This window comes from Polaromonas glacialis, assembly GCF_000709345.1.
GTDB lineage: Bacteria > Pseudomonadota > Gammaproteobacteria > Burkholderiales > Burkholderiaceae_C > Polaromonas > Polaromonas glacialis.
In genome coordinates this window covers 1,413,700-1,427,265 of record NZ_KL448323.1, presented here as the reverse complement: position 1 = coordinate 1,427,265, position 13,566 = coordinate 1,413,700, and the positions used below count along the sequence as shown (strand labels likewise).

Below are 13,566 nucleotides of genomic sequence, written 5' to 3'. Positions count from 1 at the left end.
AAAAGAACGGTCGTACTATTTTTACCGGAACTGCCAGGCGCCTGGACCGGGCCAGCGCCCTCTGAAACTTCAACACTGACATTTCAATCAAGGAAAGAACCAACCCATGACAACCCTCTACGAAGTTCACGGCTCGGTGGCGCTGATCACCCTGAGCAATCCGCCGGTCAACGGCCTGGGCCATGCCACCCGGCTGAGCATCACGGACAACCTGCAAAAGGCCAACGTCGACGATGCGGTCAAGTCCATCGTCATCACCGGCGCCGGCAAGGCGTTTTCGGGCGGCGCCGACATCAAGGAGTTCGGCTCGCCCAAGGCCATGCAGGAGCCCAATTTGCTCAGCGTGATTCTGGCGCTTGAAAACTCGTCCAAGCCGGTGGTCGCCGCGATTCATTCGGTCTGCATGGGCGGCGGACTTGAACTCGCCCTGGGTTGCCACTACCGCATTGCCGCGCCCGGCTGCAGCGTGGCGCTGCCTGAAGTCAAGCTCGGCCTGCTGCCCGGCGCTGGCGGCACCCAGCGTTTGCCGCGCGCCCTGGGCGTGGAGCCGGCGCTGAACATGATTGTCAGCGGCGAGCCAGTCAAGAGCGAAATGCTGGCGCAAATCCCGGGCCAGAAGCTGTTCGACCAGATGGCCTCTTCGCCTGAGACGCTGGCCGACGAGGCATTTGCCTTCGCGCAGGCAATTGCCGACACCCGCCCCCTGCCGCTGGTGCGCGACCTGCCCTGCAAGCACCGCAACGGCGACGCCTATTTCCAGTTCGCCCGCAACATGGTCAAGGGCATGGCGAAGAATTTTCCCGCGCCGCTCAAGTGCGTTGATGCCGTGGAAGCGGCGACGAAGCAGAAATTCGACGACGGCATGCGCTTTGAGCGCGACCTGTTCATCAACCTGATGTGGACGCCCGAAAGCCGCGCGCTGCGCCACATCTTCATGGCCGAGCGCGCCGCCTCCAAAATCCCCGACGTCCCGGCGGACACGGCCCAGCGCGAAATCAACTCGATTGCCGTCATCGGCGCCGGCACCATGGGTGGCGGCATCGCGATGAATTTCCTCAATGCCGGCATCCCGGTCAAGATGCTGGAGATGAAGCCTGAAGCGCTGGAGCGCGGCATCGCCACGATGCGCAAGAACTACGAATCGCAGGTCAAGAAGGGCAAGCTCAAGCAGGACAAGTACGAGCAGCGCATGAGTCTGCTCAGCACCACGCTGAGCTACGACGACCTGTCCGATGCCGACATGGTGATCGAAGCCGTGTTCGAGGAAATGGGCGTCAAGGAAAAAGTTTTCACCGAGCTCGACCGCGTGATGAAGCCCGGCGCCATCCTGGCGTCCAACACCTCGACGCTGGACCTGAACCAGATTGCATCGTTCACCCGTCGCCCAGAGGATGTGGTCGGCCTGCATTTCTTCAGCCCGGCCAACATCATGAAGCTGCTCGAAGTGGTGCGCGGCGACAAGACCGCCAAGGACGTCATGGCCACGGTGATGGCCGTCGCCAAGAAAATCCGCAAGACTGCCGTGGTGTCGGGCGTGTGCGACGGCTTCATCGGCAACCGCATGATCGAGCAGTACGGCCGCCAGGGCGGCTTCCTGCTCGACGAGGGCTGCACGCCCGCGCAGGTGGACAAGGCGATCGAGAAATTCGGTTTTGCCATGGGGCCATTCCGTATGGGCGACCTGGCCGGCAATGACATTGGCTGGGCCATCCGCAAGCGCCGCTACCAGGAAAAGCCAGGCATGAAGTACAGCAAGACCGCCGACCTGCTGTGCGAGAAAGGCCGCTTCGGCCAGAAGACCGGCGCCGGCTGGTATGACTACGTGGCCGGCAAGCGCGACGCCATTCCCAACAAGGAAGTCGTCCAGATGATCGAGGAACACCGCAAATCGCTGGGCATCACGCCGCGCAAGATTTCGGACGAGGAAATCGTCCAGCGCCTGGTGTATTCGCTGGTCAACGAAGGCGCGCACATCCTGGAGGAAGGCATTGCCTCCAAGGCCAGCGACATCGACATGGTGTATTTGATGGGCTACGGTTTCCCGATTTACCGGGGCGGCCCGATGCTGTATGCCGACCAGGTCGGCCTGTTCAACGTGGTGCAGGCGATGAACCGCTTCGCCAAGAATCCGCTCGACGACGCCAGCTTCTGGCAGCCCGCGCCGCTGCTGGCCCGGCTGGCCGCCGAAGGCAAGACCTTCAACTGATCCGCTGCCCATCACGTCAAGCCCCCCAATTCCGGAGATTTCCATGACCTCAGCTGTAATCGTTTCCACCGCCCGCACCCCCCTGGCCAAGAGCTGGAAGGGCGCCTTCAACATGACGCACGGCGCCACCCTGGGCGGCCATGCGGTGCAGCATGCCATCGCCAGAGCCGGCATCGACGCGGCCGAAATCGATGACGTCATCATCGGCTGCGCCACGCCCGAAGGCGCGACCGGCGCCAACATCGCCCGGCAGATTGCCCTGCGCGCCGGCTGCCCGGTCAGTGTGTCGGGCATGACCGTTAACCGCTTTTGCTCGTCGGGCTTGCAGGCGATTGCGCTGGCGTCGCAGCGCATCATCGCCGGCGAGGCCGACATTTACGTGGCCGGCGGCGTCGAAAGTATCTCCTGCGTCCAGCAGGAAATGAACACCCACATGCTGCAGGAAAGCTGGCTGGCCAAGAACAAGCCCGAGATCTACTGGAACATGCTGCAGACCGCCGAGCAGGTCGCCAAGCGCTACGAAATCAGCCGCGACCGCATGGACGAATACGGCGCGGCCAGCCAGCAGCGTGCCACCGCTGCGTTGGCTGCCGGCCTGTTTGAGGCCGAGATTGCGCCGATCACCGTGACCGCCGGCATCGCCGACAAGGTGATGGGCTTGATGACGAAACAGGTCACCGTGAGCCAGGACGAAGGCATCCGCGCCGGCACCACCCAGGAAGGCATCAGCGGCCTGCGCTCGGCCATTCCGGGCGGGCTGATCTCGGCCGGCAACGCCAGCCAGTTCTCGGATGGCGGCGGCGCGGTCGTGGTCATGGACGAAACAGTGGCCGAGCGAAAAGGCCTCAAGCCGCTGGGCCGCTTTCTGGGTTTTGCGGTGGCCGGCTGCGAGCCCGACGAAATGGGCATTGGCCCGGTGTTTGCCATTCCGAAGGTGCTGGCCAAGCTCGGCCTGAGCGTCGGCGACATCGACCTGTGGGAGCTGAACGAAGCCTTTGCGGTGCAGGTGCTGTATTGCGCTGACAAGCTGGGCATTCCTATGGACCGGCTCAACGTCAACGGCGGCGCAATTGCCGTCGGCCACCCCTACGGCGTCACCGGCCAGCGCCTGACCGGCCATGCGCTGATCGAAGGCAAGCGGCGCGGCGCCAAGCGCGTCTGCGTGACCATGTGCATCGGCGGCGGCATGGGCGCTGCGGGCATTTTCGAAGTCCTTTAAGCTAGCGTACACACAGGCGATGAAACTTCGGTCCACCCTCGATTTCTTGCTCTACCAGTGGCTTGACGCCGAGTCGCTGAGCCAGCGCGAGCGCTTTGCCGATCACAGCCGCGAAACGTTTGACGCGGTGTTCGACACCTGCGAGCGCATTGCGCGCGAGAAATACGCGCCCTTCAACCGCTTGGTCGATACGCAGGAGCCGCATTTCGACGGCGAAAAAGTCATCCTGCCGCAAGCCACGCACGATGCCCAGAAAGCCTATGCGGCGTCGGGCATGCTCAGCGCGGCGCAGGACTACGACATCGGCGGCATGCAACTGCCTTACATGGTCGAAGCCGCCGCCAACGCGTTTTTTGCGATGGCGTCGGTCAGCATGGGGTCGAGTTTGCTGACCTCGGGCAATGCCAATTTGCTCATGGTCCATGGCACGCCGATGCAGAAGGACGTGTTTGCCAAAAATGAATTTTCAGGCCGTTTTTCCGGAACCATGTGTCTGTCGGAACCGCAGGCCGGCTCGTCGCTGAGCGACATCACGACCCGTGCCGTGCCCGATGCCGCCGGTTTCGAGTCCGACCCGCTCGGCCCGCGCTATCGCCTCAAGGGCAACAAGATGTGGATATCAAGCGGCGAGCACGAGCTGACCGACAACATCATCCACCTGGTGCTGGCCAAGATTCCGGGCGCTGACGGCAAGCTGATTCCCGGCACGCGCGACATTTCGCTGTTCATCGTTCCCAAGAAGCTGGTCGATACAAATGGCGAGCTGACCGGTGTTCGCAACGACGTGGCGCTGGCCGGGCTGAACCACAAGCTCGGCTGGCGCGGCACGACCAACACGCTGCTCAATTTCGGCGAAGGCAAATACCCGGTCGATGGCGAGGCCGGCGCGGTCGGCTACCTGGTCGGCCAGCCGCACGAAGGACTGCGCTGCATGTTTCACATGATGAACGAAGCGCGCATTGCCATTGGCATGGCGGCGACCATGCTCGGCATGGCGGGCTACCACGCGTCGCTCGACTATGCCAAAAACCGGCCGCAGGGCAGGCCGGTGACTGGCGCCGGCAAGGATGCTTCAGCGCCGCAAAGCCGGATCATCGAGCATGCCGATGTCAAGCGCATGCTGCTGGCTCAAAAGTCGTATTGCGAGGGTGCGCTGGCACTGGAGTTGTACTGCGCCCGGCTGGTCGATGAGCAGCACACCGGCACTTCGCAGGCGGCCGACGAGGCGCGGCTGCTGCTCGAAGTGCTGACGCCGATGGCCAAGAGCTGGCCCAGCGAATGGTGCCTGGAGGCCAATTCGCTGGCCATCCAGGTGCATGGCGGCTACGGCTACACGCGCGATTTTCCGGTCGAGCAGTACTGGCGCGACAACCGGCTGAACATGATCCACGAAGGCACCCACGGCATCCAGGCCATGGACTTGCTGGGCCGCAAGGTGCTGATGGAAGGCGGCAGGGGTTTTGATTTGCTGGCCGCGCGCATCACGGCCACCGCAGCCCGGGCCAGCCATGTTCCCGAACTCGCCACCCATGCCGACGCGCTGGCCGATGCGCTGGCGCAAGTCACGGAAGCGACCCGGGCCGCGTGGGCCACCGGCCAGCCCGCAGAAGCATTGGCCAACGCCGTGCCCTATATGCAGGCCTTCGGCCACACCGTGCTGGCCTGGATCTGGCTGGACGTGGCGCTGGCCGCGCCAGCCTCTAGCGCTACGCAATCAATAGCTGAAAACGCAGGCAGAATGGGCGCAATGCGCTATTTTTACCATTATGAGCTGCCAAAAACAGCAGCCTGGCTTCAGGCGGTCTGCAACCGCGACCGCACCTGCGCCGACTTTCCTGAAGAATCCTTCTGATGAGCTATTTCAAAAAAACCGCTGGCACCGAGCTCAACCCGTCCCTGGCCCGCCTGGGCGCGCTGACCTGGATATTGATCTATGGCGGCTTGCTGGCGCTGGTCTGGGGCGTCTGGGTCGGGCGCGGCGACGAGGACGCTGGCTGGCTGATGATGGTGGCCGGCGCGCTGGCGGCCGCCATCGGCTTTGCCTTGATCTACTTCCGTTCAAGAATTAAAAACTGATGCCTGTTCCTGACCGTGGTCAGTGACAAACTTCAACCAACCCGCAAGGAGACAAATCCATGACCCGCACCATCCAGCAACTTTTCGACCTCAAGGGCAAAACCGCGCTCGTGACCGGCGGCTCGCGCGGCCTGGGCCTGCAACTCGCCCAGGCGCTCGGTGATGCGGGCGCCAAAGTCATGCTCAGCTCGCGCAAGGCCGAAGACCTGGTCGAGTCCGCCGCCGTGCTGAAGGCCGCCGGCATCGACGTGGACTGGATTGCCGCCGACTGCTCCAAAGAAGCCGACATCCGCGCGCTGGCCGACGAAACCATCCAGCGCTTCGGCCATGTGGACATCCTGGTCAACAACGCCGGCGCCGCCTGGGGCGCACCGGCCGAAGACCATCCGGTCGAGGCCTGGGACAAGGTGATGAACCTGAACGTGCGCGGCTACTTCATCTTGTCGCAGCACATCGCCAAGCACAGCATGATCCCGCGCAAGAGCGGCCGCATCATCAACGTCGCCTCGATCGCCGGCCTGGGCGGCAACCCGCGCGGCATGAACACGATTGCCTACAACACGTCCAAGGGCGCGGTGATCAATTTCACCCGCGCCCTGGCCTGCGAATGGGGCGTGAACCATATCACCGTCAACGCGATATGCCCGGGGTTTTTCCCCAGCCGCATGACGGTCGGCACGCTCAAGGCCATGGGCGAGGAAAAGCTCGCCGCCCACGCGCCGCTGGGCCGGCTGGGCGACGACGAAGACCTGAAGGGCTTGTGCGTGCTGTATGCGTCGGACGCCGGCAAGCACATCACCGGCCAGTATCTGGCGGTCGATGGCGGCGTTTCCGTGATCACTGGAGGCTGATCGGTGATGAACTTCGGCGCGGAAATCCCTTTCGTCACCCATCTCGGCTTCACGCTCGAACTGTTCGAAGGCGGCGAGTCCGTCTTGGGCTACACGCCACGGCCCGAGCATTTGAATTCCTTTTCGGTCACCCACGGCGGCGCCTGCATGACGCTGCTCGACGTGGCCATGGCGGTGGCGGCGCGCAGCGTGCAAAAGGACATGGGCGTGGTCACCATCGAGATGAAGACCAGCTTCATGCGGCCCGCGCCCGGCGACGGCACGCCGCTCACGGGCAAGGGACGCCTGATGCATCGCACGGCGACGCTGGCATTTGTCGAAGCCACGATCTACGATGCAAAAGGCCAAGCCTGCGCCCACTCGACCGGCACCTTCAAATATGTCAGGCCCAAGCCAGGCCCTGCCGCAAATGTCCCGCCTTTGCCATTCAGCCCGATTTCAACCGACTGATATTTAATTTTATGAGTCAAATAATGCTTTTACGCACGTCCTGTATGCGTTAGAAGCTATAGATTCAATAGCATAATCCTCATCAAGGAGAACCCCATGCCCACCAGTCAACAATTCCTGCTCGACAACCGCCCTGTCGGCGAAGCCAGCGCCAGCAACTTCAAGCTGGTCAGCACTGAAACCCCTGCCTTGCAAGAAGGCCAGGTGCTGGTGCGCCACCATTTCCTGAGCCTGGACCCCTACATGCGCGGCCGCATGAACGATTCCAAAAGCTATACCGCGCCGCAGCCGCTCGGGCAGGTGATGGGTGGCGGCACTGTCGGTGAAGTGCTCGAAAGCCGTTCGCCCAAGTTCCAGCCAGGCGACAAGGTGGTCGGCATGGGCGGCTGGCAACTCTACAGCGTCGTGAACGCCGACGAGCCCGGCGCGCTGCGCAAGGTTGACACCACCGACGTGCCGCTGTCCTATTACCTGGGCGCGGTCGGCATGCCGGGCGTCACGGCCTGGTATGGCCTGGTCAAGATCATCGAGCCCAAAGCCGGTGAAACCATGGTGGTCAGCGCCGCCACCGGTGCGGTTGGCAGCGCGTTTGCGGCCTTGTCGAAGGCGCGCGGCTGCCGCACCGTCGGCATTGCCGGCGGCCCGGACAAATGCCGTTATGCCGTCGAGGAACTCGGTTTCGACGCCTGCATCGACTACAAGCTGCACAAGGATGCGGCATCGCTGTCAAAGGCGTTGAAAGAGGCATGTCCCGACGGCATCGACGGCTTCTTTGAAAACGTCGGCGGCATGGTGCTCGATGCGGTGCTGCTGCGCATGAATGCCTTTGGCCGCATTGCCGTGTGCGGCATGATCGCCGGCTATGACGGCAAGCCGCTGCCGCTGACCTACCCGGCGCTGATCCTGACGAATCGCCTCAAGGTGCAGGGCTTCATCGTCAGCGAGCACATGGACATCTGGCCGCAAGCGCTGAAGGAACTCGCCGCGCTGGTCGCCACCGGCAAGCTGCATCCGCGTGAGTCGATTGCCGAAGGGCTGGAAGCGGCGCCTGAAGCCTTTGTGGGCCTGCTCAAGGGCAGGAATTTCGGCAAGCAGCTGGTCAAGCTGTTCTAGTTTTTTTGGAAGGCAGGAGGCCGCCATGGACGCCACCCATGAAGTCTTCAACCAGCCCGAGCTACTGGTCAACTACAACCTGTTCGAGGGCAACCGGGGCTTGCGCGATGCACTGAAGTTCAACGCGCCGGGGCTGGACACGGCTGAACTCGCTCGCCTGGGCGCCCAGCTGGGCACCGCCGACATGCAGGCGCATGCGCGGCTGGCCAACGTGCATCTGCCCGTGCTGCACACCCATGACCGTTTTGGTCGGCGCATCGACCAGGTCGAGTTCCATCCAAGCTACCACGCGCTGATGTCGGCATCCGTCGGCGCCGGCCTGCATGGCACGCCGTGGGCAAATCATGAAAGCACTTCCCCCCATGTGCTCAGGGCTGCGGGCTTCATGCTGTTCACCGAACTGGAGCCGTCCAGCCTGTGTCCGGTTTCCATGACCTATGCCGCCACGCCGGCCTTGCGCGCCAATCCGGCAATCCATGCGGACTGGGCGCCAAAACTGACCAGCCGGCACTACGACCCGGTGCTGAAAACCTGGCGCGACAAGCCGGGCGTGACCATGGGTATGGGCATGACGGAAAAGCAGGGCGGCTCGGACGTGCGCGCCAACACCACGCGGGCCGTGCCCATGGGTGCCGATGCCTGGGGCCAGCGCTTTGCCGTGACCGGCCACAAATGGTTTTTCTCGGCGCCGATGTGCGACGCCTTCCTGATCCTTGCGCAGACTCAAGCGGGCCTGTCGTGCCTGTTTTTGCCGCGCGTGCTGCCCGACGGCACTTTGAATGCAATCTACATCCAGCGCTTGAAGGACAAGCTCGGCAACAAGGCCAATGCCAGTTCCGAAGTCGAGTTCAGCGGCGCCAGCGCCTGGCTGGTCGGCGAGGACGGCCGGGGCGTGCCGCAGATACTGGCGATGGGAACGATGACCCGGCTTGACTGCGCCCTGGGCACCAGCGGGTTGATGCGCCAATCGCTCAGCCTGGCCCTGAACCACACGGCCCAGCGCCAGGCGTTTGGCAAGCGGTTGATACAGCAGCCGCTGATGCGCAACGTGCTGGCCGACCTGGCGATTGAAAGTGAAGCGGCCTGCGCGCTGTCCATAAGGCTCGCCAGGTGTTTCGACCATCCAGAAGACGCGCATGAGCAAGCCTTGTCGCGCTTGCTCACGCCGGTCGCCAAGTTCTGGATCTGCAAGCGCGGCAGTGCATTTGCCCAGGAAGCGATGGAATGCCTGGGCGGCAATGGCTATGTGGAGGAGGGCGGCGAAGGCGTCATGGCGCGCATCTACCGCGAAATGCCGGTCAACTCGATCTGGGAAGGCGCGGGCAACATCATGGCGCTGGACCTGCTGCGCGCCTTGCGCAAGCCCGATGCCGTAGCCGCGCTGGCGCAGGAACTGCGCGCTGCACAAGGCGCGCATCCGGCGCTGGACCGGCTGGCCGCCGTGCTGCCCGTGCGCCTGGAAGAAATGGCGTCCGAGCTGCAGGCCCGGCGCCTGGCGCAGGATGTGGCGCTGGCCCTGCAGGCGGCGCTGCTCTGCCAGGGTGCTTCACGCGCGGTGGCGGACGCCTTTTGCGACTCTCGCCTGGCAGGCCACTGGGGCCAGACCTTCGGAACACTGCCTTCCCGCACCGATTTCGACGGCATCATCGACCGGGCCATGCCCCGGCAAGCTTCACAAGTTCAATAATCCCAGTTTTCAGGAGCCCCGCATGACCACGCCGCCGACCTTGATCCTTCACCACTACCCGTCCTCGCCCTTTTCCGAAAAAGTCCGGCTGATGCTGGGCTACAAGAACATTCCCTGGAAGTCGGTGGTCATCCCGATGGTGAGCCCCAAGCCCGACCTGATCGCCCTGACCGGCGGCTATCGCAAGACGCCGGTGCTGCAGATTGGCGCTGACATCTACTGCGACACGGCGCTGATTGCCGACGTGCTGGAACACATCGAGCCGCTGCCCGCGCTGTACCCCGAACCCAGCAAGGGCATGGCGCGCACCCTGGCCCAGTGGGCCGACAGCACGCTGTTCTGGGCTTCGATGGCATACAACCTGCAGCCCAGGGGAGTCGCCCAGCTGTTCGAGCACGCACCGCCGGAAGCCGCCCAGGCTTTCGCCCTGGACCGCAAGGCGATGAGCGCCGGCATGGCCCGCCAGCGCCCGCAGGATGCGGCTGCAGCCTACCGGTCGTATCTTCGCCGCCTGTCCGACATGCTCGACGACCGGCCTTTCCTGCTGGGCGACATGCCGTGCATCACCGACTTTGCGATGTACCACCCGCTGTGGTTCACACGGGTCCGTACCTCGGTACTCGCCGGCCTGCTCGACGCCACGCCGGCAGTGCTGGACTGGATGGACCGCATGGCGGCGATGGGCCATGGCGCCATGGAAAAGTCGAGTGCGCAGGACGCCATCGCTGTGGCCTTGGCGTCCACGCCGTCAGCGCTGCACAGCGATGTTTTTCAAGACGAACACGGCATTGCGCTGGGCAGCGAGGTGCGGGTCTGCGCCGAGACTTTCGGCCAGGAGCCGACCCAAGGCGAACTGGTGGCTGCCACCCGAATGCATTACACGCTGCGACGCACCGACGAACGGGCCGGCCTGGTGCATGTGCATTTCCCGCGCATCGGCTATTCGCTGCAGGCGGTCGCAGCCGCATGAACGGCATCGAATGGCGTTACCTGGCCTTTGAGGAATTGACGGTTGCCGAACTGTATGCAGTGCTTCAGTTGCGCAGCGAGGTGTTCGTTGTAGAACAGGCCTGCATCTTTCAGGACATGGACGGTTCCGATGCGCAGGCAATGCACCTGCTGGGAAGCTTTCAGGGCGCGCTGGTGGCTTATGCACGCTGCTTTGAAGCGGGCGTCAAGTTCGCCGAAGCCAGCATAGGACGGATTGTGACCAGCCCTGAAATCCGGGGTAGTGGCTCAGGCCATGCATTGGTTGAAAAAGCCATTGCCTGTCTGTCCGTGCCATTGGGTGCGCCGGCCATCAGGATTGGCGCGCAGGCGCGGTTAAACGCTTTTTACCGCCGGCATGGTTTTGAAACATCCGGACCGGTTTACCTCGAAGACGGCATTGCCCATATCGAAATGTTACGCAGCCTTTAATTTCAAGGAGTGTTTGATGATCACGAATTTCAAAGGCAAGACCGCCGTGCTGACCGGCGCCGGATCGGGCTTTGGCCTCGAATGCGCCCGCATGGGCGCCCGCCTGGGCATGAATCTGGTACTGGTCGATGTGCAGCAGGACGCGCTGGACCAGGCCAGCGCCGAGATGCAGGCTACAGGTGCGCAGGTAGCTTCGTTCAGACTCGATGTGTCGAGCGCCGACCAGATGCAGGCGATGAGCCAGTCGGTGTTCGAGCGCTTCGGCGCGCCGCACTTCGTGTTCAACAATGCCGGCGTCGGCTCGGGCGGCCTGATCTGGGAAAACAGCGTGAAAGACTGGGAATGGGTGCTGGGCGTGAACCTGTGGGGGGTCATTCACGGTGTGCGCCTGTTCACGCCGATGATGCTGGAAGCAGCTGCCACAGACCCGTCCTGGCAGGGCCACATCGTTAACACCGCCAGCATGGCCGGACTGCTCAATCCGCCCAACATGGGGGTTTATAACGTCAGCAAGCATGCCGTGGTGTCCTTGAGCGAAACGCTGTACCAGGACTTGCGCCTGGTCAGCGACCAGGTTGGCGCCAGTGTGCTGTGCCCGTATTTCGTGCCCACCGGCATCAGCCAGAGCCATCGCAACCGGCCCGCCGGCCTGGACGCCGAAAAACCGACCCGAAGCCAGCTGATCGGGCAGGCCATGACCGACAAGGCCGTGGGCTCGGGCAAGGTGACGGCGGCCGAAGTCGCGCAAAAAGTGTTTGACGCCATGGCGACCGACCAGTTCTATATCTTCAGCCATCCCAAGGCGCTGGGCAATGTGCAAAGCCGCATGGAGTGCATCGTGCAGCAGGCCAATCCGATGGATCCATTTGCGGAGCGGCCCGAGATTGGCCGTGACCTGAAGATGGCGCTGCGGGCTGGCTAGCAGCCATTTTGCCGTCCCATCCCATGGGGGCATTTAGCAATGCTCCATCGGATGGGCAGTCAGATGCCAACCCTGGCGGCTCCAAGGCCCACCATCAGCAAGAGGCAAACCATCAGCCCAGCCGCGATCGAAAGCCGGAATCGGAGGCGGCGCTTCTGACGAGTCCGGTGATCGCAGTAATCGCGGTAATCCCAGTTGCTTTGACGTTCACACATGCTGCGAAAGAACATAGCGTTGTTTCCTTTAGGGTTGCAAGGCAGCGCCTGTAAATAAAAGAAGATTGCAAAAATCATGGGTACGGCAAGCCGCATATTTTTGCAATCCAAGTTCAAAAAATTACCAGATTTCACCGAATACAGTTGAAAACTGCAACAAAATCATCAGCCTGATCCGCCCCGAGTACATAAAACAGGCTGTTTGGTTTCGCACTTCGTGTGCCCTCATGGTGCAGTTTCGTTAAAACCACGATTTCGACCAATCACTTCAATTGGCTACATAGGTTTTTAACTCCCAAACTCTTTCAAACTCATCCATCTCCCGAAAATATATTAAATGGCGGTCTTTCAACGGTTTTTGTAAGTTTGAAAGCGTGAGTTTCCGTGAGAAATTTCCGTAACTACACGTAATTAAGGTCGATGAATGATAGATTTTTCCCTTGTTTTGCGTATCAATACACCCTACGGTGTAAGTGTGAGAAGTCAATAAGTAACAATTTTCCAGACAGCAATCCGTAAAAGTCAGTAAGCTGATAGCCAACTGTCTCATGCTTGAACAATCTTCTGGAAGCGAAAGGCAAGGGGAAAATAATGGAAATTCGTAACGAATCACAAGTCGCTTCAGACTTTCTGATAAAAAATACCGCTACGTCATCTAGTCATCATTTGGCGCCGCACAGCGGCCTTCCATCGATGTGGCCTGGGTTTTTGACGGGTCAGGCGGAACAACCCGTTCGCGTGCTGTTGATTGACGATGATCCGCACATGAGCCGTGTCATTGCACACGAATTACTGGCGGACCTGCGCATCAATCTGCTGGGCCAGGGAAGCAGTGTCAAGGAAGGTCGCCGGCTGATTAGCCAAAATGAGTTCGACGTGATGCTGGTCGACCTCAATTTGGGAGACGGCACCGGTTTCGCGCTCATCGAGTACATGAAGACCGTTCGCCCCATGGCGGAAGCTATTGTTATCTCCGCAATGGAAGACGAGCAGCATGCCCTGCATGCGTTTGAACTAGGTGCCACTGGTTATCTCGTGAAAAACTCCTGGTTTGGAAATTTTCCGCAAGCTGTTCTCCAGGTGGTCAACGGTGGCGCGTCGATCACTCCGAACCTTGCACGTCGATTGCTCAACAAGTTCGAACAGCCTCAGACCAATACACAAGCACTGCAGGAAAGCAAAAACAAGGAAAAGCTGTCAGAGCGCGAAAAGCAGGTACTTAAACTCGTTGCATCAGGCTACACAAGCACCGAAATTGGTTCCCGGCTGATCATCAGTGCGCAAACTGTCAACACGCACATCAAGAACATTTACCGAAAACTCAATGTCCGCACACGCGCCCAGGCGGTAAGCTTCGCAGCAAGTCGCGGCTTGTTTTAATTCAGGTCTTTTGATAAAGCAACTTCTT

At 61.6% G+C, this 13,566-nt stretch carries 13 protein-coding genes; 12 read left to right on the top strand and 1 reads right to left on the bottom strand.

Annotated features, from left to right (window positions below; translation table 11 throughout):
• Positions 1–106: 106 nt before the first annotated feature.
• The 11 genes from EC86_RS0107195 (at position 107) to EC86_RS0107145 (ending at position 11,943) form a co-directional block, all read left to right on the top strand.
• Complete coding sequence (locus EC86_RS0107195) at positions 107–2,206, top strand: 3-hydroxyacyl-CoA dehydrogenase NAD-binding domain-containing protein (RefSeq protein WP_029524990.1); 2,100 nt, start codon at positions 107–109, stop codon at positions 2,204–2,206.
• Positions 2,207–2,249: 43 nt separating this feature from the next.
• Positions 2,250–3,425 carry an acetyl-CoA C-acyltransferase gene (locus EC86_RS0107190; RefSeq protein ID WP_029524989.1) on the top strand — a complete coding sequence of 392 codons (1,176 nt, stop codon included), beginning with the start codon at positions 2,250–2,252 and terminating at the stop codon, positions 3,423–3,425.
• Between the two features lie 19 nt (positions 3,426–3,444).
• Positions 3,445–5,277: an acyl-CoA dehydrogenase gene (locus tag EC86_RS0107185; RefSeq protein WP_029524988.1), complete on the top strand. Its 1,833-nt coding sequence runs from the start codon at positions 3,445–3,447 to the stop codon at positions 5,275–5,277.
• Complete coding sequence (locus tag EC86_RS25975; RefSeq protein ID WP_036771942.1) at positions 5,277–5,501, top strand: hypothetical protein; 225 nt, start codon at positions 5,277–5,279, stop codon at positions 5,499–5,501. Before EC86_RS0107185 ends, EC86_RS25975 begins: the two co-directional genes overlap by 1 nt.
• Before the next feature lie 59 nt (positions 5,502–5,560).
• On the top strand, positions 5,561–6,352 hold the full coding sequence (locus EC86_RS0107175) for an SDR family oxidoreductase (RefSeq protein WP_029524986.1): 792 nt from the start codon (positions 5,561–5,563) through the stop codon (positions 6,350–6,352).
• A gap of 6 nt (positions 6,353–6,358) precedes the next feature.
• Entirely contained in the window at positions 6,359–6,802 is a 444-nt protein-coding gene (locus tag EC86_RS0107170) for a PaaI family thioesterase (RefSeq protein ID WP_029524985.1), read from the top strand.
• 96 nt (positions 6,803–6,898) lie between these two features.
• Entirely contained in the window at positions 6,899–7,915 is a 1,017-nt protein-coding gene (locus EC86_RS0107165) for an NADP-dependent oxidoreductase (RefSeq protein WP_029524984.1), read from the top strand.
• Between the two features lie 25 nt (positions 7,916–7,940).
• Positions 7,941–9,602, top strand: a complete 1,662-nt coding sequence (locus EC86_RS0107160; RefSeq protein WP_029524983.1) for an isovaleryl-CoA dehydrogenase — start codon at positions 7,941–7,943, stop codon at positions 9,600–9,602.
• A gap of 22 nt (positions 9,603–9,624) precedes the next feature.
• Positions 9,625–10,572 (top strand): glutathione S-transferase family protein, encoded by a 948-nt coding sequence (locus EC86_RS0107155; RefSeq protein WP_029524982.1) that lies wholly within the window; start codon positions 9,625–9,627, stop codon positions 10,570–10,572.
• On the top strand, positions 10,569–11,021 hold the full coding sequence (locus EC86_RS0107150) for a GNAT family N-acetyltransferase (protein WP_029524981.1): 453 nt from the start codon (positions 10,569–10,571) through the stop codon (positions 11,019–11,021). Before EC86_RS0107155 ends, EC86_RS0107150 begins: the two co-directional genes overlap by 4 nt.
• Before the next feature lie 16 nt (positions 11,022–11,037).
• Positions 11,038–11,943 carry an SDR family oxidoreductase gene (locus EC86_RS0107145; RefSeq protein ID WP_029524980.1) on the top strand — a complete coding sequence of 302 codons (906 nt, stop codon included), beginning with the start codon at positions 11,038–11,040 and terminating at the stop codon, positions 11,941–11,943.
• A 59-nt stretch (positions 11,944–12,002) separates the two neighbouring features.
• Here the strand turns inward: EC86_RS0107145 and EC86_RS0107140 are convergent, their stop codons facing one another.
• Positions 12,003–12,236 carry a hypothetical protein gene (locus tag EC86_RS0107140; protein WP_156955257.1) on the bottom strand — a complete coding sequence of 78 codons (234 nt, stop codon included), beginning with the start codon at positions 12,234–12,236 and terminating at the stop codon, positions 12,003–12,005.
• A 513-nt stretch (positions 12,237–12,749) separates the two neighbouring features.
• Here EC86_RS0107140 and EC86_RS0107135 point away from each other — a divergent pair.
• Positions 12,750–13,538 (top strand): response regulator transcription factor, encoded by a 789-nt coding sequence (locus tag EC86_RS0107135; RefSeq protein ID WP_029524978.1) that lies wholly within the window; start codon positions 12,750–12,752, stop codon positions 13,536–13,538.
• The last annotated feature ends 28 nt before the right edge of the window (positions 13,539–13,566 follow it).

Bases quoted from the DNA above. Each gene is read 5' to 3' on its own strand.
- EC86_RS0107185 (WP_029524988.1), top strand. From the start codon at position 3,445: ATGAAACTTCGGTCCACCCTCGATTTCTTGCTCTACCAGTGGCTTGAC.
- EC86_RS0107145 (WP_029524980.1), top strand. From the start codon at position 11,038: ATGATCACGAATTTCAAAGGCAAGACCGCCGTGCTGACCGGCGCCGGA.
- EC86_RS0107170 (WP_029524985.1), top strand. From the start codon at position 6,359: ATGAACTTCGGCGCGGAAATCCCTTTCGTCACCCATCTCGGCTTCACG.
- EC86_RS0107175 (WP_029524986.1), top strand. From the start codon at position 5,561: ATGACCCGCACCATCCAGCAACTTTTCGACCTCAAGGGCAAAACCGCG.
- EC86_RS0107150 (WP_029524981.1), top strand. From the start codon at position 10,569: ATGAACGGCATCGAATGGCGTTACCTGGCCTTTGAGGAATTGACGGTT.
- EC86_RS0107140 (WP_156955257.1), bottom strand. From the start codon at position 12,236: ATGATTTTTGCAATCTTCTTTTATTTACAGGCGCTGCCTTGCAACCCT.
- EC86_RS0107165 (WP_029524984.1), top strand. From the start codon at position 6,899: ATGCCCACCAGTCAACAATTCCTGCTCGACAACCGCCCTGTCGGCGAA.
- EC86_RS0107190 (WP_029524989.1), top strand. From the start codon at position 2,250: ATGACCTCAGCTGTAATCGTTTCCACCGCCCGCACCCCCCTGGCCAAG.
- EC86_RS25975 (WP_036771942.1), top strand. From the start codon at position 5,277: ATGAGCTATTTCAAAAAAACCGCTGGCACCGAGCTCAACCCGTCCCTG.
- EC86_RS0107155 (WP_029524982.1), top strand. From the start codon at position 9,625: ATGACCACGCCGCCGACCTTGATCCTTCACCACTACCCGTCCTCGCCC.
- EC86_RS0107135 (WP_029524978.1), top strand. From the start codon at position 12,750: ATGGAAATTCGTAACGAATCACAAGTCGCTTCAGACTTTCTGATAAAA.
- EC86_RS0107160 (WP_029524983.1), top strand. From the start codon at position 7,941: ATGGACGCCACCCATGAAGTCTTCAACCAGCCCGAGCTACTGGTCAAC.
- EC86_RS0107195 (WP_029524990.1), top strand. From the start codon at position 107: ATGACAACCCTCTACGAAGTTCACGGCTCGGTGGCGCTGATCACCCTG.